Source organism: Mucilaginibacter sp. 3215 (assembly GCF_050433785.1).
Classification (GTDB): domain Bacteria; phylum Bacteroidota; class Bacteroidia; order Sphingobacteriales; family Sphingobacteriaceae; genus Mucilaginibacter.
Genome location: NZ_JBNPWO010000018.1, coordinates 69,618 through 90,106, shown reverse-complemented (window position 1 = coordinate 90,106; position 20,489 = coordinate 69,618). Strand labels below are relative to the sequence as shown.

At 43.1% G+C, this 20,489-nt stretch carries 22 protein-coding genes; 6 read left to right on the top strand and 16 right to left on the bottom strand.

What is annotated here, in order from left to right; translation table 11 throughout:
* Positions 1-331: 331 nt before the first annotated feature.
* The 6 genes from ABIC84_RS22830 to ABIC84_RS22805 all read right to left on the bottom strand — a co-directional run bounded on the left by ABIC84_RS22830 (position 332) and on the right by ABIC84_RS22805 (position 4,797).
* A complete protein-coding gene (locus ABIC84_RS22830; protein ID WP_429265045.1) occupies positions 332-538 on the bottom strand; it encodes a DUF2945 domain-containing protein in 207 nt (68 codons plus the stop codon).
* Between the two features lie 676 nt (positions 539-1,214).
* Positions 1,215-1,928, bottom strand: coding sequence for a hypothetical protein (locus tag ABIC84_RS22825; protein ID WP_426584952.1), 714 nt, complete (start codon positions 1,926-1,928; stop codon positions 1,215-1,217).
* Between the two features lie 76 nt (positions 1,929-2,004).
* Complete coding sequence (locus ABIC84_RS22820; protein WP_426584954.1) at positions 2,005-2,856, bottom strand: helix-turn-helix domain-containing protein; 852 nt, start codon at positions 2,854-2,856, stop codon at positions 2,005-2,007.
* 164 nt (positions 2,857-3,020) lie between these two features.
* Positions 3,021-3,347, bottom strand: coding sequence for a DUF6686 family protein (locus ABIC84_RS22815; protein ID WP_090528970.1), 327 nt, complete (start codon positions 3,345-3,347; stop codon positions 3,021-3,023).
* A 367-nt stretch (positions 3,348-3,714) separates the two neighbouring features.
* Positions 3,715-4,083, bottom strand: a complete 369-nt coding sequence (locus ABIC84_RS22810) for a response regulator (RefSeq protein ID WP_354485984.1) — start codon at positions 4,081-4,083, stop codon at positions 3,715-3,717.
* Positions 4,084-4,215: 132 nt separating this feature from the next.
* Positions 4,216-4,797 (bottom strand): thymidine kinase, encoded by a 582-nt coding sequence (locus ABIC84_RS22805; RefSeq protein ID WP_090528965.1) that lies wholly within the window; start codon positions 4,795-4,797, stop codon positions 4,216-4,218.
* Positions 4,798-4,870: 73 nt separating this feature from the next.
* Between ABIC84_RS22805 and ABIC84_RS22800 the strand changes: the two genes are divergently transcribed.
* Positions 4,871-5,938 (top strand): hypothetical protein, encoded by a 1,068-nt coding sequence (locus ABIC84_RS22800; protein WP_429265044.1) that lies wholly within the window; start codon positions 4,871-4,873, stop codon positions 5,936-5,938.
* Between the two features lie 87 nt (positions 5,939-6,025).
* Here ABIC84_RS22800 and rodA read toward each other — a convergent pair whose 3' ends face one another.
* The 6 genes from rodA to purH form a co-directional block, all read right to left on the bottom strand.
* The gene (gene rodA / locus ABIC84_RS22795) at positions 6,026-7,291 is read right to left on the bottom strand and encodes a rod shape-determining protein RodA (RefSeq protein ID WP_429265043.1); all 1,266 of its coding nucleotides are present in this window, start codon (positions 7,289-7,291) and stop codon (positions 6,026-6,028) included.
* Entirely contained in the window at positions 7,288-9,321 is a 2,034-nt protein-coding gene (gene mrdA / locus ABIC84_RS22790; RefSeq protein ID WP_429265042.1) for a penicillin-binding protein 2, read from the bottom strand. Before mrdA ends, rodA begins: the two co-directional genes overlap by 4 nt.
* Complete coding sequence (locus tag ABIC84_RS22785; RefSeq protein WP_090528953.1) at positions 9,318-9,836, bottom strand: rod shape-determining protein MreD; 519 nt, start codon at positions 9,834-9,836, stop codon at positions 9,318-9,320. The genes mrdA and ABIC84_RS22785 overlap by 4 nt, the downstream gene beginning before the upstream one ends.
* Entirely contained in the window at positions 9,829-10,662 is an 834-nt protein-coding gene (gene mreC, locus ABIC84_RS22780; RefSeq protein ID WP_429265041.1) for a rod shape-determining protein MreC, read from the bottom strand. The genes ABIC84_RS22785 and mreC overlap by 8 nt, the downstream gene beginning before the upstream one ends.
* Before the next feature lie 126 nt (positions 10,663-10,788).
* Positions 10,789-11,811, bottom strand: a complete 1,023-nt coding sequence (locus tag ABIC84_RS22775; protein WP_090528947.1) for a rod shape-determining protein — start codon at positions 11,809-11,811, stop codon at positions 10,789-10,791.
* Between the two features lie 273 nt (positions 11,812-12,084).
* A complete protein-coding gene (gene purH, locus ABIC84_RS22770; RefSeq protein WP_429265040.1) occupies positions 12,085-13,611 on the bottom strand; it encodes a bifunctional phosphoribosylaminoimidazolecarboxamide formyltransferase/IMP cyclohydrolase in 1,527 nt (508 codons plus the stop codon).
* A 195-nt stretch (positions 13,612-13,806) separates the two neighbouring features.
* Here purH and ABIC84_RS22765 point away from each other — a divergent pair, with 195 nt between their 5' ends.
* Together ABIC84_RS22765 and ABIC84_RS22760 are read left to right on the top strand one after the other, a co-directional pair.
* Positions 13,807-14,043: a hypothetical protein gene (locus tag ABIC84_RS22765; protein WP_176627991.1), complete on the top strand. Its 237-nt coding sequence runs from the start codon at positions 13,807-13,809 to the stop codon at positions 14,041-14,043.
* 14 nt (positions 14,044-14,057) lie between these two features.
* A complete protein-coding gene (locus tag ABIC84_RS22760) occupies positions 14,058-14,342 on the top strand; it encodes a type II toxin-antitoxin system RelE/ParE family toxin (protein ID WP_176627992.1) in 285 nt (94 codons plus the stop codon).
* 44 nt (positions 14,343-14,386) lie between these two features.
* Here the strand turns inward: ABIC84_RS22760 and purN are convergent, their stop codons facing one another.
* Together purN and ABIC84_RS22750 are read right to left on the bottom strand one after the other, a co-directional pair.
* A complete protein-coding gene (purN, locus tag ABIC84_RS22755; protein WP_090528933.1) occupies positions 14,387-14,965 on the bottom strand; it encodes a phosphoribosylglycinamide formyltransferase in 579 nt (192 codons plus the stop codon).
* 107 nt (positions 14,966-15,072) lie between these two features.
* Entirely contained in the window at positions 15,073-15,579 is a 507-nt protein-coding gene (locus tag ABIC84_RS22750) for a DUF5004 domain-containing protein (RefSeq protein WP_429265039.1), read from the bottom strand.
* An 89-nt stretch (positions 15,580-15,668) separates the two neighbouring features.
* Between ABIC84_RS22750 and yiaK the strand changes: the two genes are divergently transcribed.
* Complete coding sequence (yiaK, locus tag ABIC84_RS22745; protein WP_429265038.1) at positions 15,669-16,652, top strand: 3-dehydro-L-gulonate 2-dehydrogenase; 984 nt, start codon at positions 15,669-15,671, stop codon at positions 16,650-16,652.
* 25 nt (positions 16,653-16,677) lie between these two features.
* Here the strand turns inward: yiaK and ABIC84_RS22740 are convergent, their stop codons facing one another.
* Together ABIC84_RS22740 and panB are read right to left on the bottom strand one after the other, a co-directional pair.
* Positions 16,678-17,424 (bottom strand): RluA family pseudouridine synthase, encoded by a 747-nt coding sequence (locus ABIC84_RS22740; protein ID WP_090528924.1) that lies wholly within the window; start codon positions 17,422-17,424, stop codon positions 16,678-16,680.
* 60 nt (positions 17,425-17,484) lie between these two features.
* Positions 17,485-18,300 (bottom strand): 3-methyl-2-oxobutanoate hydroxymethyltransferase, encoded by an 816-nt coding sequence (gene panB, locus ABIC84_RS22735; RefSeq protein ID WP_429265037.1) that lies wholly within the window; start codon positions 18,298-18,300, stop codon positions 17,485-17,487.
* A gap of 348 nt (positions 18,301-18,648) precedes the next feature.
* Here panB and carA point away from each other — a divergent pair, with 348 nt between their 5' ends.
* Complete coding sequence (carA, locus tag ABIC84_RS22730) at positions 18,649-19,749, top strand: glutamine-hydrolyzing carbamoyl-phosphate synthase small subunit (protein WP_176627995.1); 1,101 nt, start codon at positions 18,649-18,651, stop codon at positions 19,747-19,749.
* Positions 19,750-19,871: 122 nt separating this feature from the next.
* The gene (locus ABIC84_RS22725; protein WP_373612666.1) at positions 19,872-20,369 is read left to right on the top strand and encodes a helix-hairpin-helix domain-containing protein; all 498 of its coding nucleotides are present in this window, start codon (positions 19,872-19,874) and stop codon (positions 20,367-20,369) included.
* Positions 20,370-20,489 lie beyond the last annotated feature (120 nt).

Below are 20,489 nucleotides of genomic sequence, written 5' to 3'. Positions count from 1 at the left end.
CAGCCGCACCGCCCAGCATCGTTCTGTTCGTTTTCACCCGAAGCTGATCTGCTGCAAAAACCACATTTTTTATCTTGTCATGGGTAGCCCGTCGAAGCATGGTGGGCAGGCCTCTGCGCGCGAGTCTTCGACGGGCTCAGACTGACAGGCCCTTTTTTGTCATTTTACCTTCAGAGGCCTCCGGATTTAAACATTCAGGATGACAAGCCCTCCACACCTAATATCATTCGAATTCAGAGGCCAGGGATTTAAGCGACTCAACGCACAAAAAAAGCCCGGATGATAGCAAACGGGCTTACAATATCCTCCGCAAAAGTTACCCTTTTAGGGGTTAAGGAATCTTTAATTCACTTTCAGATTTCAGCACTTTGCTGCCGTTTTTCTGTTCAATTTCATAAGCGGGCTCCTGTTTGCTGGCGTTGCGCTTAACTTTTGCGCCTTTTATAGTTTTGCTTACCGGCTTATCATGCTTTTTAACAATATGCCCTTCGGCTTGGGATTTTCCCCATTTCCAGGTTACTTCATCTCCTTTTTTCATATGCTCACCCTTTTAAAGGATAACATGTATAGTTAATTATTGGTTTGACAAAGATGAAATAACACTCCCTCGGGGTGCCGGGACATTATTTTATTAAATGACCTAAGGAGTGAGCGATAGCTACGGCGTGTTCTGCAGCTTTCATTACCAAATGGATCAATTGAATTGCAAGTAGAGTTTTCATGGCATTTATTTGTTATTGTTTAGTGATTCAAAATTGCACACAAAAGGCACCCTGCCGTTAGGCTTATTAGGCGAAGCAAGTACGGTTATCGGTGAACGGCAGTAAAACATCGGAGAAATACCGTAAAAAAGTGATATCGTCGGTAAAACCTGGGGGAGTGGTTCATGGCTAAGGTTTCCTGCTAATATTATTTAACTATGTTACGCATACTGAAACACAAAGCCGCTTTGCAATTTTACAAAGCGGCTTTGTGTTTCATAGGTAGCTGATATATTAACTGATCAGGTTAGCCAACGCCTGGGTAACGGTTACGGTATGCTCCTGCAGGGAGATCATAACAGCTATAAGTGGATTGTAGAATGTTTTCATGATAATGTTATTTGCCGCAAAGATGTGCCGTTAGCTTGTTGCTAAACAGCTATTTTAGGTGAAACGGCATAAAATGTCGGTGAACGAGTTTCCGGTATGGGAGAAGCACTTTTAAACATGCTTCTACGACCAAAAACCCTGGATCCTGATCTGGCTTGACGGGTACCCCTGCAGTTTTAATAATTTACGTAATTCGCCTACCATGGTGTGGTTGCCGGCAATGTAAAATACCGAGTGTTCAAGGTTATACTGTTGTTCCATTACCCACTGGATAAGGCTGTGGTGGCCGTACACATCATTACGTTCAATAGGTTTTAACGGCGATTTGAAATACTCTCCAAATAACCCCCTGTGATTTTCATCGGCCATAACTATAGCACCCGAAAAACGCGTTGCGGGTAAAACCATTTGCTGTAAGGCCAGCATATGCCCCATGCTGCTTTCATCGCCAAGGCCTATTATGGCCGGGGTGCCGGCCGGCGCGTGCCGGGTAGAACGGATTTTTAAATAGCGTACGGTATCGTTTTTTTGAAGTTGTTTAGCCCATTTACTGCCGGGGCCGCTATGAGCTGCATCAATATACAGGGTGCAGGTGCTGGTTTCGGTATCCCAGCCGGCCGGGGTATAATCGCGGTAGGTGAGGTTATCAACTTTTACTTTTATGTAGGGTATTTCGTGCCAGTTTTGCATATCGGCCTGTGGTAAGTGCAGGTCGATCTCAATCATGGTAGATGGCTCCCAGTGCCTTACCTCAAGTACCCTGCCGCTTTGTAAAAGTTGGTTTTCAAACAAGTTGCCAGCCTTTCTTTTTAATTTACGAAGAGTGGATGTTTCCATGGTGTATTGTTTTAATAATACAAAGAAACATTGAATTTTAGCTCAATAAAATAGTAATTTCATGGTAAATATTGGATTATTTACGGTGTTTATCCCTAAACTCAAGAGGGGTGATGCACGCCGCTTTTTTAAACATCCGGGAAAAATAGGTATGATCATCATAGCCCAGTGCATGCGCAATCTCCTTTACGTTGAGGCCGCTGTAATACAGTAATCGTTTTGCTTCCAGCATTACCTCCTGAGTTATCCAGTAACTTACCGGGAACCCGGTGGTTTTCTTTAAAACCTCGTTAAGATATGATTCGGAAACATTAAGCATACCCGCGTATGCCGAAGGGCCTTTAACTGTGCGCACATGCCTCAACAACAGCTTTTTAAACTGATGTGAAATTTGCGCCGGCCTTGAAAGTTGCTTTTCTGGCGTATAAACGTTACTGAAAGTGGCCGCCGCCATACCGGTAAATGATTGTATGAGCGATTGCAAAACCGGCAAAAAGAAAGCGCTGTTATCATCCTCGTTGTTTTTTTCACGCAACAGGCAAAGGAGCTGCTGGTATTGCTTTAATTCAATATCGTTGAGTTGATAAGGCTGTTGCAAAAAAAGCTGGTTTTCAAAAATATTGCGGAAGTCGGCCGGAATATGCTGTGAATCGATGGCTACATACCAGCCGCCGGCAATCTCATTACGTATCCGATGGTGTACCTGCCCCGGTAAAATATAATACAATGTGTTTTCACAAAAATGAATCTCGTTAAAATCTATCATGAGGGATGCTGTACCGTTTTCAACCAAAAAGAACAGGTAATGATCGTCACGATGGGCTCCCATTGGCCCTTTTCTCAAATCTTCTTCACCACTTTCAAAGTGCCTGATCTCAAATCCCGAATTTGTTCGTTCATGTAGCTGGTGCACAGGTATATCTTTCATTTTGCAGGGTAATTTTTTTATGGTAACGCAATCTTTAACCGGGAGGTACATTTTTTCCAGGCTAAGGAATTTATTTTATATGGAATCTGTTAATTTATTCACCCAAATTAGCTTTTGGTTTTGTGCATTCTGCTTTCAGCTATATAATTACATTAATTGGCAGATTATTTACCGCCATCAACCAGTGCATAAATCTCCTGCATGTAAATGGCTTCATCCATCGCAACATGAAAGTCTTCCCATTCATCAACAGTAAAGGTAAGCTGGATATCATTGACCGGCGTACGCATTACCACGCGTTCCTGTCCGTCGGGAAATGGGAAAGAATGATCACCGAAATCAAGATCGATAGCGAAATTTTTAAACTGGATAAATTGATCGGGTGTAAAGCTAAGGATCAGGTTATGGTGCCATATAAATAGGCATTGGCATTCGGAGCAACGGCTTACTACCGATGTTCCCTTTTGGCTGAGTATTTTAGCATCGCACATAAATTCCGGTAATTTAAAAATGAATTGGTGCCTGCTCTGCTGATTAAATGTTTGATATAAACAATTAAACTACAGAACAGGACTTTATATTTTAAGCACTAATAATCAAATAATTGTTAATGAGCTTGCGGGTTCTGTTGCGCATAGTATATTAACAGCAACAAAGAAATATGTTATTTAGAATAAATCCAAATAAAAATAAAGAATATCCAAAAAATGTTCGGACTTTGAGGGGAGGAGCTTAATTAAGTATTTGTATATCAACGAGTTTTATTCTAAATATTCTCTTTTGGAGAGGACTTAGGTTTTTAACAAAACGGCCCTTCAAATTAATAGAGGGCCGTTTATTTATACTGATAAGGATTGCTTACTTGATATGCTTTTTTACGATCTCTGAAAGTGATGTCAGATCAAATGGCTTGGCAAGGTACCCATCGGCATTGCCGGCTTTGGCTATTTCTTTGATATTGCTCACGGCCGAAATAATGATCACGGGGATGTGGCTGGTAGCCGGATTGTCTTTTATGCTTTTACTTAGCTGCTGCCCGTTTGCGTCACTGCTCCAATCGGTGAGCCAGTTATCAAGCAAAATAAGGTGGGGGTTAATAGTAGTCAGGGTACGCAGGATACGGGCATTGTCGGATTGTATTACTTCGTAACCTTCTTCCTCCAATACATATACTACCGTATCGCGAATATCTTTGTCGTCCTCTATAACTAAAACCTTTTTGGCCATAAGCTTGATTACTTTATACTTTATTAAAGCGGCTTCTTTTTGAAGCGGCTGTGTTTAAGTACATAACAATCAAATACCCGGTATTTGTTTTAGTTATAGTATTAAATAAAAAATATATTATTTAATTAAATGTTAACCCGCAACGGTATTATAGCAGGCCCGGCAGCGGGGCTCATAGCTTTCCTTTTCGCCTAATAATATTTTTGAATTATCATGTACCAGGCGGTATGAATATTGAGCCGGGTTGCCGCACCTTACGCAAACGGCCTGCAGCTTGGTTACCGATTCGGCAATGGCCATAATGTTGGGCATAGAGCCAAATGGACGGCCCTTAAAATCCATATCCAAGCCAGCTACAATTACACGTACGCCGCGGTTGGCCAATACGGTACATACCTCGGGGAGTTCATCGTCAAAAAATTGTGCCTCATCAACACCTATTACATGGGCATCACTGGCCAGCAGTAAGATAGCCGAAGCGCTATCAACCGGGGTAGAAGTTATTTTGCTGGCATTATGCGAAATGATGGCATCCTCGCCATAACGGGTATCGGCTTTAGGGCTAAAAATCTCAACCTTAAGCTTGGCAATGCGGGCACGGTTAAGCCTCCTGATCAGCTCTTCGGTTTTGCCCGAAAACATTGATCCGCAGATAACCTCAATACTGCCGCCTACTTCGCTTTTACGCCTGAAAACCTCTTCGTGATATACCATTTATGACTTTTATAGTCGGCAAATATCAGAATTTAATCCTATTTTTGGTAAGCATTTTCCTAACATTGAGGCCATGAAGCAAATGGATGTATTTAAAAAGATAGGTGGGATTTTAAAGGAGCTTAATGATCAATACGACTACCTCGCAGCTGATCCCAGCGAACTTAACGAGCTTGAATTAGAACTTTTTGTAGCCAATGCCCATTTTTTAAAAGACCATGCCGAAATACTGCGCCGCATCAACGAGCGCTCGGCTGCTCCTGCACTGCTTGCAGAAAAAAACCAGCCGGCAGCTGAAGAACACACACCGGTGACACTGGTGTTACCTCCCGCTCCGGTGCCGGCAACACCTCCGCCTGCAAAGGAGGAAGCTTTGCATGAGCAGCGCTTTTTTGAACCGGTAGTACAACAGCATGTCCCTGTGCCGGTTGATAAGATAGAACTTACCAGCGATGCCGAACCGCCGGCCCCGGTGCCGTTTAACCCGGTAAAAATAGAGGTGATCAATCCCGCTCCCGAAATAAAAGAAACGCCCGAACCGCAAATAAATATTGCTGCCGAAAAAGAGGCAGACACTTATTCTTTTCAACAGGAGATTCCGGAAGGAAGCGGTTTTGAACTAAATTTAAACGAGGCTGATACCTGGGATGATGAGGCTGACAGGTTTGAGCAGGAAGAACTGATTGGTGAACTTCCCGAAAAGCCGGTGGAGATAATACCCATAGCCGAACAGCCCGTGCCGGTAATTGAGCCCGTAAAACCCACAGCAGAACCTGTTGTTGCTACAGCTCCTTCAGCAGATACAAGCAACAACCAGCAGGTACTGACCTTTAATCAAAGGATCATGGCCCAAAAGGCCGAGAAAGCGAACAACGCGGCAAGCACCACTGCCGAGCTGCCGGTTACCGATCTTAAATCGGCCATAAACCTGAATGATAAGCTGCTTTATATAAAAGATCTGTTTAATGGTTACAGCCTGGCCTATAGTGAAGCTATTGAGATAGTAAACCGATTTAACACTTTTGAAGAAGCCGAACGTTTCCTGAAAACAAACTACGTAGTTAAAAATAACTGGGAAAGTAAAGCATCAACAGCCGATAAGTTTTACGCTTTGTTACGACGGAGATATCCTGCTTCGTAGCGGTTTAGTTCATAGTTGATGGTTCATGGTGAAGACAATTTTAGAGGTACCCCAACTTTCTGACTTACGGACTTCTGACTAAAATTATCAAACATTCGATTTCCTGTTTGAATCGAGTTTGATAAGCGTGAACAGGAGCATGGTAAAACTTAGTAATGACGAGCCTCCATAGCTGATAAACGGTAGGGGGATTCCAATAACGGGCACTACGCCAATGGTCATACCGATATTGATCACTACGTGAAAAAACAGCACGGAAGCTACACCGTAACCGTAAATACGCGTAAAAGGCGATCGCTGCCGTTCGGCAATGAGAATTACCCGTAATATCAGGAACATGAAAAGGCTTATTACGGTTAATGAGCCTGCAAAGCCCCATTCTTCGCCGACGGTACAGAAAATAAAGTCGGTACTTTGCTCGGGTACAAACGAGTATTGGGTTTGTGTACCATGTAAATAGCCTTTACCCCACATTTTTCCGGAGCCTATAGCTATTTTCGACTGGTTTACATTATAGCCTTTTCCCTTTAAATCCGTAGTGATACCCAGTAGTATGTTAATACGCTCTGTTTGATGTTTCTTTAAAACGTGGGTATAAATAAACTTTACACTGAATATAAACGCTATAGAGATTGCAAGGCCGATGATCACGGTTTTGATGAGCTGCCTGTTACGCTTAAATAAAAAGATAATGAAAGCGGTTATTACAGCCAGGATCAGGATAATATATAGCGGATTGTATAATAGCGACGTAACGAAAAGGGTGATGAACAACCCCGCTATCACCAGGAAATAAGGCGAAAGCCCTTCGCGGTATAAAACAAATATCAAAGAGCAAAATACCAGTGTCGAACCGGTATCGGGCTGCAGCATGATCAGCAACATCGGGAACCCGATAATCACGGCGGCCGTTAAAAATGATTTGGGTTCGGTAACCCGGATGTTGGTGCCGCTTAAATATCGCGCAAGCAATAAACAGGTTGCAAACTTGGCAAACTCCGAAGGCTGCAGCCGGAAGCCGCCGCCCATGTTGATCCAGGCCTGATTACCGCCTACGTTTCGGCCTATTACCAGCACCAGTATCAATAACAGCACAATCACCACGTAAAATGCCGGGGCTAAGGCTGCAATAAACCGGCTTTCGAGCAGGAGGATCACAATACCGACCACAATGGATACGCAGATGTAAATAAACTGCTTGCCGTAATTGGTAGAGGCATCGACTAAGCTTTGATGATTTGGGTCATAAACTGCAGCATGGATATTGAACCAGCCAATGGTACATAATATCAGGTACAGAAAAACCGTAAGCCAGTCTACATTAAAAAAGAAACTCCGCTGCTGAGTGCTCATGATCTTGCCCTCCCGCCCGTTAATGATTTAATCCAGTTCGCAGGCCTATTGTTATAAGCTGATTCGCGCCTTTCTTTTTTTATCGAATCGGCCTTGAATTTTTTAATTGAATCGGCTTTGAACTTTTTGATGGAATCAACCTTTGCCGCCCTGATACTGTCACGCCTGCGTTCTTTTTGCAGGTCTTGAGCATAAAGGCTAAGATCGGGCAGGCGATTAGCATTTGCATAATAATCAACTGTAATTCCCGATTCGCGCGGGGTAATCTTACCTTTTAGATATTTTTCAACTATGAAGCTTGCAATAGGAGCGGCCCAATGCGCACCCTCGCCCGAGTTTTCAACTACAACAGCAATCGCTATCTTAGGATTATCGCGTGGGGCGAAGGCCACGAATACCGAGTTGTCCTCACCATGCGGGTTTTGCGCGGTACCGGTTTTACCGCACATAATAATATCAGGTATCTTTGACCTGCGGGCTGTACCGTTTTCAACTACCGCCTGCATCCCGTTAATAACAGGTTCAAAATATCCCGAATCTATCCCAACGTAGTTTTTTTCAACGTATTCTTTTTTAATTACGTTTTTGGTACCTATGGCTTTAATTAAATGCGGTTTATAATAATACCCGCGATTGGCAATAGTACACTCCAGGTTAGCCATTTGCAATGGGGTTGCCAAAAGCTCGCCCTGGCCAATAGCCAGCGGGACTATGGTGCTTGAGCGCCAGCCGCCTTTTTTGTAAACGTTATCATAATGTAGCGGCGTGGGCACGTTGCCACGACTTTCGGCTGGCATATCCAGGTCAAGCCGGGCGCCAAGGCCAAATTTCATTACATTATTTCGCCACGCCGCAAAATTGGCTTCAGTCCGTTTCACGCCGTACCGGTCAACAATACGCTGAAAAACCATCGAGAAGTAACCGTTGCATGATTCGGCTACCGCCCGGGCCATATTTACAGTGCCATGTGCTTCGCCATGGTTACAGTGTACAATTCGGTTGCCCGCCCGGTAATTACCAGTACAATAAAAAGTTTCGCTGGGGTTAATAATGCCTTCCTGTAAAGCGATAAGGGCACTTAATGGTTTAAATGATGAACCGGGAGGATATTGCGCCTGGATAGGCCTTATGAAAAATGGCTTATACGGGTTATTGTACATTTTGGCAAGGTTATTACCGCGCTGACGGCCTACCATGAGGTTAGGGTCATAGGTAGGGCTGCTCACATAACATAAGATCTCGCCCGATGATGGCTCTATGGCCACAATACTGCCCAACTTGTTTTGCATTAGTTTTTCACCAAGCCTTTGCAGGTCAACGTCTAACGACGAGGTCAGACGTTCGCCCGAACGGGGTACGGTATCAAGCGCGCCATTGGCAAATGAACCCTTGGGTACACCGTGCGAATCAACCATTTGTACCTGTACGCCGCGCTGACCGCGCAATACATTTTCGTATGCCTTTTCAACGCCGGTAACGCCGATATAATCGCCAAGGCGGTAATATCCGTTTGAGCGTTTGATATCCCTGTCGGTGACCTCGCCAATAAAACCTAAAAACTGTGCGGCTACCGAGTCGGGATAAGTGCGTATGGTGCGGGGCACTATAGCGAAGCCCGGAAACTCAAACAGCTTTTCCTGCAATGAAGCATACAACTGAACAGAAAGTTGTTTTTCAAATACGGATGCTGTATTGGGCGATTGTTTTTTAGCCTTGGCAAAGCGTTTGTCGAAACCTTCCTTATCAATACCTATCATTTTGCAAAACAACAAGGTATCAAAAGGTTTTACTTCCTTGGGGTTAACGGTAACATCATAAATGGGTTCGTTTTGTACAAGGATTTTGCCGTTACGGTCAAGTATAGGCCCGCGGGCAGGGTAAAGTATGGTTGTGCGTCTTACGTTACTGTTGGCATAGATCTCGTACTTGTCATCAACTATCTGGATATAGTAAAGCCTTCCCAGCAGGGCTAATATGATAGCTATAAAAATACCGGTAACAACGTAGCGGCGTTCAAAAAACTTATTCATTTACGTTCTTTCCTTCTGAAAAATAGCAGGCCCGAAATTAGTATTAAAAATACGGTAAACAATGAACTCAAAACAACACGGCTTAGTGTGTATTGTATTTCAGAAAAACTAAAAACCTCTAAATTAAGCAGGAAAAAGTGGTGGAATAAAGTAAGTATCAACACATAAGTAAAAAACCACCTGAAACCCATGATACTCAAAGTAGGTTCGGGCTCGTTATCAAAGCCATCCTTTTGTACCGTGATGCTGATAAAAAGTACACGTACCAATGCCAGCACAACGCAGGCCGCAGCATGAAGCCCCGGTGTATCATAAAATGCATCAATAGTGAGGCCTGTCAGGAACGAGAGTACAAACAGCAGTGGATTAGGTACTTCAAAGGGAAGCAACAAAATGAAAAGGATATAGAAATAAGGGGTAGCAAGATTATAAAACGTTATGTTTTTTAACAGGAAAACCTGCATAAAAACCAAAACTATAAACCTAACAAGGTTAACAAGGATAGTTCTACTCATTTTTGTTTTGTACGGCCTCCAGTACCGTTTGTTCACCGGCAAATTTGTTATTTACCACGTAAACGTATTGAAGCTTTGTAAAATCAACAGCTAAGGCTACCTCAACGTTGATGAGTAAACCGCCGCCTTTGGCATGCAGGTTGGTAACTTTGCCAAACGGTATACCGGTAGGGAAAAGCGAATAGCCCGATGTAACCACCGTATCGCCAATTTTGGGCTGGGCATTATTCTGGATATCTATCAATACACCCCTGTGCGGATCAAGATCGTTACCCCATACAAACGAGCCTATATCTTTAGTACCTGAAAGCATGGCGCTAAACCGCGTGTTTTTATGCAAAACCGATTGAATAATAGCCAAATGCTCGGTTGCGGCAATAACCTGGCCCACAACGCCTGCACCTGTTATTACACCCATATCTTTTTGGATGCCGTCCCTGCTACCCCGGTTAATAGTAATATAGTTGCTGCGTTTATTGAACGAATTATTGATTACCTTGGCTACAATATAAGTATATTGTTGTTTGTAAACGGTATCATTAACCTTGTGTTTTTCAACAGTATCAACATACATAGAAGCTTTGAGCTGGCCGCGAAGTTTGGCATTTTCGCGGGCAAGGCTATCGTTGGTTTCTTTTAATGACAGGTATTCTTTTAAAGCATCAACCTGGCTGTACAAGGTACCGGTTACCTTATTGGTTGAATTAATAAAAGACGCTTTTTGAAACGAGTTGTATTTAATATATATAAGCAGCGAACTAATCTCAAAAATCAGGAATAAAAAAAACGCGTTATACTTAGTTATAAATATCCAAAGGTTACGCATTGTTGGAGATTAGTTAATTGGAGATCAGAGATTAGTTGTGTATAGCAAAATTAGAAATTAGGAATCGGAGATAAGTATTTTAATAATAACTAATCTCCAATCACTAACCTCTAATCACTAACTCAGTTACTGCATTAAAAATTTAAAATTGCCAATGTTTTTAAGGGCGGTGCCGGTTCCGCGTACTACGGCGCGAAGAGGGTCTTCGGCAACGTGAACGGGTAGTTTGGTTTTGGCAGCCACACGCTTATCCAAACCGCGCAATAACGCACCGCCACCGGTTAAGTAGATACCGGTTTGATAAATATCGGCCGAAAGCTCGGGAGGGGTAATTTCCAACGCTTTTAATATCGCTTCCTCAATTTTTGAAATTGATTTATCAAGGCAATGCGCAATCTCGGTATATGATACCATAATTTGTTTTGGAACACCGGTCATCAGGTCACGGCCTTGTACGGCAAAATCACCCGGTGGCTCGCTTAGTTCAGGAAGCGCGGCGCCAACCTCAATTTTAATTTTTTCGGCAGTACGGTCACCAATCATGATGTTATGTTGGCGACGGATATATTGAACAATGTCCGAATCAAAGTTGTCTCCTGCAACACGGATTGACTGGTCGCACACAATACCTGATAAAGCAATAACGGCAATTTCGGTAGTACCACCACCAATATCGATGATCATGTTGCCCATAGGCTCTTCCACGTCGATGCCGATACCTACAGCTGCAGCCATTGGCTCGTGGATGAGGTAAACCTCTTTAGCGCCGGCAATCTCGGCCGAATCGCGTACTGCGCGTTTCTCAACCTCGGTAATACCTGATGGGATACAGATCACCATACGCAATGATGGGAAGAACCATCCCTTGCCCTGGTTAATCATTTTGATCATCCCACGGATCATGTGCTCGGCGGCGTTAAAGTCGGCAATTACACCGTCTTTAAGCGGGCGCACGGTACGGATATTATCGTGCGTTTTACCTTCCATTTGCATGGCCTGCCTGCCAATGGCAATCACTTTATTCGTTGTCCTGTCGAACGCCACAATCGAGGGTTCGTCAACAACAACTTTGTCGTTATGTATAATGAGGGTATTTGCTGTACCTAAATCGATAGCAATTTCTTGTGTAAAAAAGTTAAATAAACCCATCTGGTATTTCTTTCAGTATGTTATGCAAAGTTTATAAAAATACGCTTAAATAAATTAGCATTTTGCAAACTTAAGCGTTAAAAAATCACATTTATTGTGTTGGGGTTGGGTTGATAGAGCTTATTTATTAGATGGTTGACCGGATTTACAGGTAAATTAAGTTAAAACAGGTTAAAAACATTTTTCCTTTTCACCAAATCAATCCCTACTCTTCAATCAAACGTTTTTAACCTAATAAACTACTCACCAAATCAACCCGGTCAACCTTAAATGTTAGTGTTTAAAGTGACGTACGCCGGTAGTAACCATAGCCAAACCTTTTTCATTGCACATGGCAACCGAAAGCTTGTCATTAATTGATCCGCCTGGTTGTAAAATGGCGGTGATCCCAGCTTCGGCAGCCAGTTCGGCACAATCAGGGAAGGGGAAGAAAGCGTCGGACGCCATTACCGCACCGTTCAGGTCGAAACCAAAGCTTTGAGCTTTAATAATGGCTTGCTTAAGTGCATCAACCCTTGAGGTTTGACCAACGCCACTTGCCATTAGCTGGTTATTTTTAGCAAATACAATGGTGTTCGATTTGGTATGCTTTACAATTTTATTAGCGAAGAACAGGTCTTTCAATTCAGCCTCAGTCGGTGCTTTTTCAGTAACAGTAGTCATTTGGGCCGGACCTTCAATGACGGCGTCTTTATCCTGCTCAATTACACCATTCAATAAAGTTTTGAAATGCTTAACAGGCAGTTCAACCGGCTGGCGAACCAACAGGATGCGGTTCTTTTTGCCTGATAGGATCCGTACTGCTTCGTCTGTAAATGCCGGAGCGATCAGCACCTCATAAAATATCTTGTCGATCTCGGTAGCAGTTTCTGCGTCGATTTCGGCATTGGCAATAATTACACCACCAAAGGCAGATACCGGGTCGCAGGCTAAAGCATCGATCCATGCTTCTTTAATAAATGAACGTGAAGCTACACCGCAGGCATTGGTATGCTTAAGGATAGCGATAGTAGGCTCGGTAAACTCATCAATAATAGCAACTGCAGCATCAACATCAACCAGGTTGTTGTATGAAAGCTCTTTGCCGTTCAGTTTGTTGAACATGGCATCAAGGTTACCATAGAAAGTGCCTTTTTGATGCGGGTTTTCGCCGTAACGTAAAACCTGGCTGGTTTGGATACTTTGTTTAAACACCGGAAGCGGCTCGGCTTCGTTAAAATAGTTGAAAATATGTGTATCGTAGTTCGACGAGATGTTGAATGCTTTTTGAGCGAATGAACGGCGCTGATCAATTGTAGTAGTACCATCCTGTGTTTTCAGGATATTTTCCAGGCCGGCGTAGTCATCTTTTGAAGCCACGATTACTACATCTTTAAAGTTTTTTGCAGCTGCACGGATCAAAGAAATACCACCGATATCGATCTTTTCGATCACATCTTCGGCACCGGCACCTGATTGTACAGTTTCCTCGAACGGGTACAAGTCAACAATTACCAAATCAATTTCAGGAATTTCATATTGCTCTAATTGTTGTTTATCTCCATCAAAGCTCCTGCGGGCCAAAATACCACCGAAAACCTTAGGGTGCAGGGTTTTAACACGGCCACCCAGTATCGAAGGGTATGAAGTAAGGTCCTCAACCGGGATCACATTTACACCTAAATTGCGGATAAAAGTTTCGGTACCTCCGGTTGAATAGATATTTACACCAAGGCGGTTTAACTCATGAATGATGGGCTCTAAGTTATCTTTGTAATAAACAGAAATTAAAGCATTTTTTATTTGAACTGACTGGCTCATGTACACACTGTTTTTTGAGCCGCAAAGGTAGTGATATTTAGTTAATTGGAGGTTAGTTAATTAGAGATTAGTTATTAGCATAGGATCGATATTTATCCACATCGAAATTTTATAGCAGGCGATATTTAATGTGTATTACCGTGCGTTCGATAGGCTAATTGTTGAGGTATTCATAAATAATTGGTAACTTAGTATATGACTACGGTGATTATTCAATCAAATTCGGAAAAAAAGACCCGCTTGTTGATGCAGCTTGCTGAAGAGCTTGGTCTTTCTGCGCAAACACAAGAAGTTAAGGATTTGAATACAATTGACGTCGCGAGGGGGATTGGAAGAAAAGCAACAAACGAAGAGCTGATTAATTATTTAAATAAAGATCTTGATGAAGAAGCTATCCCGTTAGATAAAGCTTTTTCTAAATATACTCAATAAGCCCATTCTGTATTTTGAACGTTACTATTAAGCCTAAGGCCTTAAAGGTTATTGATGCGATTGTTGATTTTGTAGAATCGAAAAATACGCCGGGAAGCGGTGCAAGATTTGCTTTGAAATTCAAGACAGCTATCAAAAGATTAGCTGTACCCGGAGTACAGCATTCCATTTGTAACCATGAGGTTTTAGCCGCGTTCAAATATTCTTGCAGTCATTTCAATGACTGGGTTATAGCCTTTAAAATTGTTGATGGTGAATTGACTGTTTACGAAATTATACATGGGTCATTGTTGTTTTAATAACCCATAAAAGAACTTAGATACCCCCCTAATCACTAAAAAACTCAGCTTTTCATCTTTTTCAACAGCGCCTCAACAACTTTCGGGAAATGATTATGCTCTAACTGCTGGCCTTTAAATTTTACGATCTCAAGCGTATCGCCCGGTTCAATTTTAAATTTCGACTGGTGGATAATCTCGCCTTCGTCAAAGTTTTCGTTAACGAAGTGAATGGTGATGCCGCTTTCCTCTTCTTTGTCTTCCAATATTTTGCGGTGTACGTTATCGCCGTACATGCCTTTGCCGCCATATTTGGGTAACAGGGCAGGATGCAGGTTAATAATCTTATTGGGGAAAGCTTTTAATAATGATTGGGGCACAAGCCATAAAAAACCGGCGAGCACAATCAGATCAACCTGTAAGTTTTTTAGCAGGCGGATAACACCGTCTGTTTCATAAAACTCATGGCGACTGAAAATATGCGAGGGTACCTCAAAGTTATCGGCACGCTGTAAAACGTAAGCTTGAGGATTATTGGTAAGTATCAGCACAACTTCGGCATCGGCATTGCGTTTAAAATGCTCCATTAACTTTTGCGCGTTTGAGCCGGAACCTGAAGCGAAAATGGCAATTCTTTTTTTCATCGATAATTTGTTTTTCAACGAAGACGAAGCTACAATAGTTTCATCGGGCTGACTGTTTACTTGGCATTGAAACTATTAAAACCATTTTACAATTAAAAATATTATAACTATTGGGTGGCAGTTACTTTTTGCCTGATAAACCCGTAACGCATAATGCGTCGTTTTTTTGTTGCCGAATAGTTTGGTTCAACATCCCCTGTTTCTAATACCAGCGAATAATTACCCAAGGTAACTATTTTAGTGTTTTCAAATGGCTTTGAGGTACCGCCCGATGCTTTGGTGGTATCTTTACAAACCATGTCCGAAATTAAAAATAATTTATTTGCAGTAAGCGACCAGCGGCCCTTCGCGGTATCTGATTTGCATTGAAAATTAGTGTAGCTGCAGGAATTGTCGTCATTGAAGGTAAAAAGTTGGGTATCCTGGCAAGTTTGGTTTAAGGTATCTAAAGAAACCTGGGCATCACCCACATAATTGGTAACGGTTATAGAAGCCAATTGCCAGTTACCTGCTAATAATCCGGGTATATGGCTTAAGTTATCTTTCTTGCATGAATTAACAATCAGCGCAATACTTATTAAAAACAGGAAAAACAACAGCGGGGTTCTTTTCATTTATTAAAGGCAAAATTATAAAATATGGTTGATTACCTTGCATCAGTACACTGTAATAAACGCTATAAATTAAATTTATTTCAAAACCAATGCGCGTTCCATACCAAAAACTTGAAGCCGAATTTGAAAGAGTACTATTAAGTATTGATCTGCCGCTTGCAAAAGCCCGGCAATGCGCCGCCATTTTCGCCGCCAACAGCAGGGATGGTGTTTACAGTCATGGCCTTAACCGGTTTCCTGCTTTTGTACAAACTGTAAAGGAAGGCTTGTTTAAACCGGATGCGGAAGCTGTAATGGTAAACAACCTGGGTGCAATTGAGCAATGGAACGGTAATTTTGGTCTTGGTATGTTAAACGCAAACAGGTGCATGAGCCGGGCTGTTGAACTGGCCGGTGAGTACGGCATTGGCTGTGTTGCTATCAAAAATACCAATCACTGGATGCGTGGCGGTACTTATGGCTTGCAGGCGGCTGATGCCGGATTTATAGGCATTTGTTTTACAAACACCATTGCTAACCTGCCGCCCTGGGGCGGGCTCGACCCGCGGCTTGGTAATAATCCCCTGGTTATTGCGGTGCCGCGTAAGGGCGGACATGTCTTATTGGACATGGCTATTTCGCAATACTCGGTAGGTAAGCTGATGGAGAGCAAATCGCAAAATAAACCTTTGCCATTGCCCGGCGGCTATGATCATGAAGGGAATTTAAGTACTGATGCCGATGCCATTTTGCAGTCAAAACGGATGTTGCCTATTGGTTTTTGGAAAGGGTCGGGTTTATCGCTGATGCTTGATCTGCTGGCGACCTTATTAAGCGGCGGAAAATCTACCTCAAAAATCAGCGAACACGAAAAGGAGTGGGGCGTATCGCAGGTATTTATCTGCCTAAAGACAGACACTGAGCAAAATGAGCGTTTGATAAATGAGATCCTGGATTACACCAAAAGCAGCAATCCTGTTGATGGTGAACAGGTTTCATACCCTGGCGAAAATATGCTCAAAACAAGAGAGCGGAATTTACGGGATGGGATACCTGTTAATGAGGAGATCTGGGAAAGGGTTTTGGCGATGTGAACCGATGGATTGACTACTGACAAATTTACCCTACCATCATTCCCTCAAATTTTTCCCAAAAGCCATCGCGCGGTACGGGAGCGATAATAGCAACCGGTTCGTTTTTTACCGGGTGTACAAACGTAAGCTTGCGTGCATGCAGGCAAATACTTTTGCGCAGACTGCCACGGGGATAACCATATTTATTATCGCCCACAATGGGGCAGCCCAAAGTTGAAAGCTGCACCCTGATCTGGTGCGGGCGGCCGGTTATCGGGTCAACCTCAATTAAATAGTATCCGTTTAGCTCGCCCACTAACTTATAACTTAGCTCCGAACGTAAGCTGCCCTGCACTTCGCGGTCATGGGCTTTGGTTACATTTTTCTGTGAGTTTTTTACCAGCCAGTGTACCAGGGTGCCTTCTTCGGGGAATGGTTTTTTGCGCACTACTGCATAATAGGTTTTATGCATTTCACGGGCTTTAAACATTTTGTTGATCCGGTCGAGCGCTTTACTGGTTTTGGCAAACAGGATCACGCCGCTTACCGGTCTGTCCAGCCGGTGCACCACGCCTAAAAATGCGCCGTTGGGCTTGCTGTATTTTTTGGCGATGTATTTTTTTACTTTTTCGTCCAAGGGCTCATCACCGGTTTCATCAACCTGTACAATGTCTCCCGCGCGTTTATTTATGGCAATAAGGTGGTTGTCCTCATAAAGAACATCCTTATCGGTAATATCGGCATTGCTATAATTAAATTCAGGACGGGCCATTTGTGTTAGTTCATGGTTCATGGTTAATAGTTCATGGCCATCATTTTTACTATGATCTATGAACTATCAACTATAGGCTAATTAATACTGCTCCTTCTCGTTAGGGAAACTGTTACTTTTTACGTCGGTATTGTAATTTTTGATCGCATCGTGCATGATGTCATACAGGTTAGAGTACTGGCGTAAAAAGCGGGGTTTAAAGCCTTTGTTAATCCCCAGCATATCATGGATCACTAATACCTGGCCGTCGCAATGCTGACCGGCGCCGATACCTATTGTTGGGATCTGCAGGCTATCGGAGACCTCCTGGGCCAGTTTGGCCGGGATCTTTTCCAGTACGATACCAAAGCAGCCAAGTTCTTGGAGTTTAAGGGCATCCTCACGCAGTTTTTGTGCCTCGGCTTCATGTTTGGCGCGTACAGTGTATGTTCCAAACTTATATATGGATTGCGGTGTAAGGCCAAGGTGTCCCATTACCGGGATGCCGGCGGTTAAGATCCGGCTAACTGATTCGGCTATTTCAACGCCGCCTTCAATTTTAACGGCGTGCGCCCCGGCTTCCTTCATAATGCGGATAGCTGAGTTCAGCGCTTCCTTTGAGTTGCCCTGGTATGATCCAAAAGGCAGATCGACAACCACCAATGCACGTTTGGCCGCACGTACTACAGATGATGCATGATAGATCATCTGGTCGAGCGTTATAGGCAGCGTAGTTTCGTGACCCGCCATCACATTGGAGGCCGAATCACCAACAAGGATGATATCAGTCCCGGCATCGTCGACTATGGTAGCCATCGAATAGTCATATGCGGTAAGCATAGAGATCTTTTCGCCACGAACCTTCATCTCCTGGATGGTATTGGTGGTGATACGCTTTATTTCTTTATTTACAGACATTGATAAATGTGTTATCGCAGTGCAAAGGTAAGCATGATTTCGGATTTCGGAATTTTGATTTCGAAGGTGATTTTTGGATTTCGAATTTCGGAATTTCGATTTCGGATTTTTCTGTTTTTGATTTGTTATTTTGATTGGCAGGGAGCGTATTCATTACTAATAAATCCGAAATCCCACATTCGAAATCCGAAATCAAAATAAATCAGAAATCTCACATCCGAATACCGAAATTATTTTCTACTTTTGCGCCGTGAATCCGGAAGTTCCTTACTTCAATATTTCTATCAGTTTTCACGGGGCTTTGAACCAGGCGATCCGATCATTTAACCCTTTCAATTTTTTTAAGCGATGAATTATTTCACCAAATTACCGGCTATATTGCTGCTTGCCGACGGCACCGTTTTTTACGGTAAAGCTGCTGGCAAAATGGGTACTACCACCGGCGAGATTTGTTTTAATACCGGCATGACCGGCTACCAGGAAATTTTTACCGACCCTTCATACTTTGGGCAAATTATGGTAACCACCAATGCGCACATTGGTAACTACGGTATTGCTAATGAAGAGGTTGAATCGGGCAGGATCCAGATTGCAGGTCTGGTTTGCAAAAATTATAACATTGCCTACAGCCGTAAACAGGCCGATGAATCGATACAGGATTATTTCCAGGAGCAAAACATAGTTGGTATATCTGATATAGATACCCGTCAGCTTGTTCGCCACATTCGTGATAAAGGCGCTATGAATGCCATCATTTCATCAGAAATATTGGATCTGGATGAACTGAAAGCAAAGCTTGACCTGGTGCCTTCGATGGATGGCCTGGAGCTTTCATCGCAGGTATCAACTACCGAAACTTATACTTTTGGCAGCGAAGATGCTCCTTACCGTGTAGCGGTGCTTGACCTTGGTGTAAAGAAAAACATCCTTCGCAATTTTGATTCGCGCGAGGTTTATGCCAAAGTATTCCCGGCTAAAACAACCTACGCCGAAATGGAAAAAGATTTTGCCCCTACAGGCTACTTTATTTCAAACGGCCCCGGCGATCCATCAGCTATGCCTTACGCGGTTGAAACTGTAAAAGAAATTTTAGCTGCTGATAAGCCGATGTTCGGGATTTGCTTAGGCCACCAGTTGCTGGCTTTGGCTAACGATATCCCAACTCAAAAAATGTTTAACGGTCACCGTGGTTTAAACCACCCGGTAAAAAACATCATCATTAACCATTGCGAGGTTACTTCACAAAACCACGGTTTTGGTGTAGTACCGGAAGCTGTACGCGCTTCGGATAAGGTAGAGATCACCCACGTTAACCTGAACGACCAATCCATCGAAGGCATTCGTGTAAAAGGCAAAAAAGCTTTCTCGGTACAATATCACCCTGAATCGTCACCTGGTCCGCACGATTCAAGGTATTTGTTTGATGACTTTATCAAGCTGATGAAATAAATTTTGATTGCACCTGTACAGATTTTAAATGTGCGGATGTCCGAAGCCTTTCAATTTAGTTTGGAAGGCTTTTTTATTTTTCATAATTCCTTTCTAAATTAGTTGTTATATCCGCCTGAATTATGAAGAAATCCATTAATCTGCTCCTTACAGCAGAAGAAAAAGCTATTCTCCGGGCTCAAAAAACCAAGATTGCCGATCTCGTTACCTTCGCCCCGGATGAAGTTGCAATGATATTAAATGCAGATGCCGAACGCGCCAGGGAGATAAATGCATTGATTGAATTTCAAAGTATCCCATCATTAGGGATCAATTTTGCGACTGAGCTGATACAGCAAGGCTATTATTCTTTAGAACAATTAAAAGGCAAAGACCCAGTTGAACTTTTTAATGCATTTGAACGCCACGTAGGCGCCTGGGCCGATCCATGTGTGGAGGATTCATACCGATTATTATCACACTATATTAAGCATGGCGACACCGGAAAAAGCTGGTGGCATTTTACCGCCGAGCGTAAGGCTTACCGGGCCGAGCATGGCTTCCCTGCAAGCCGACCTGCAAAGGCGTGGTACGAGTTGCCGCAGTATCGTAACGGGAAAGAGTTTGTGGGGAGTAAATAAAAAAGTACGGGATTGTGCGATTCCCTCCCTTGGGAGGGTGTAGGGAGGGGTTTCATCGATATGCTTATTCGTTTGAAATAGCGTATAGCCCCTCCCTGCCACTGCTCATTCCAACACACC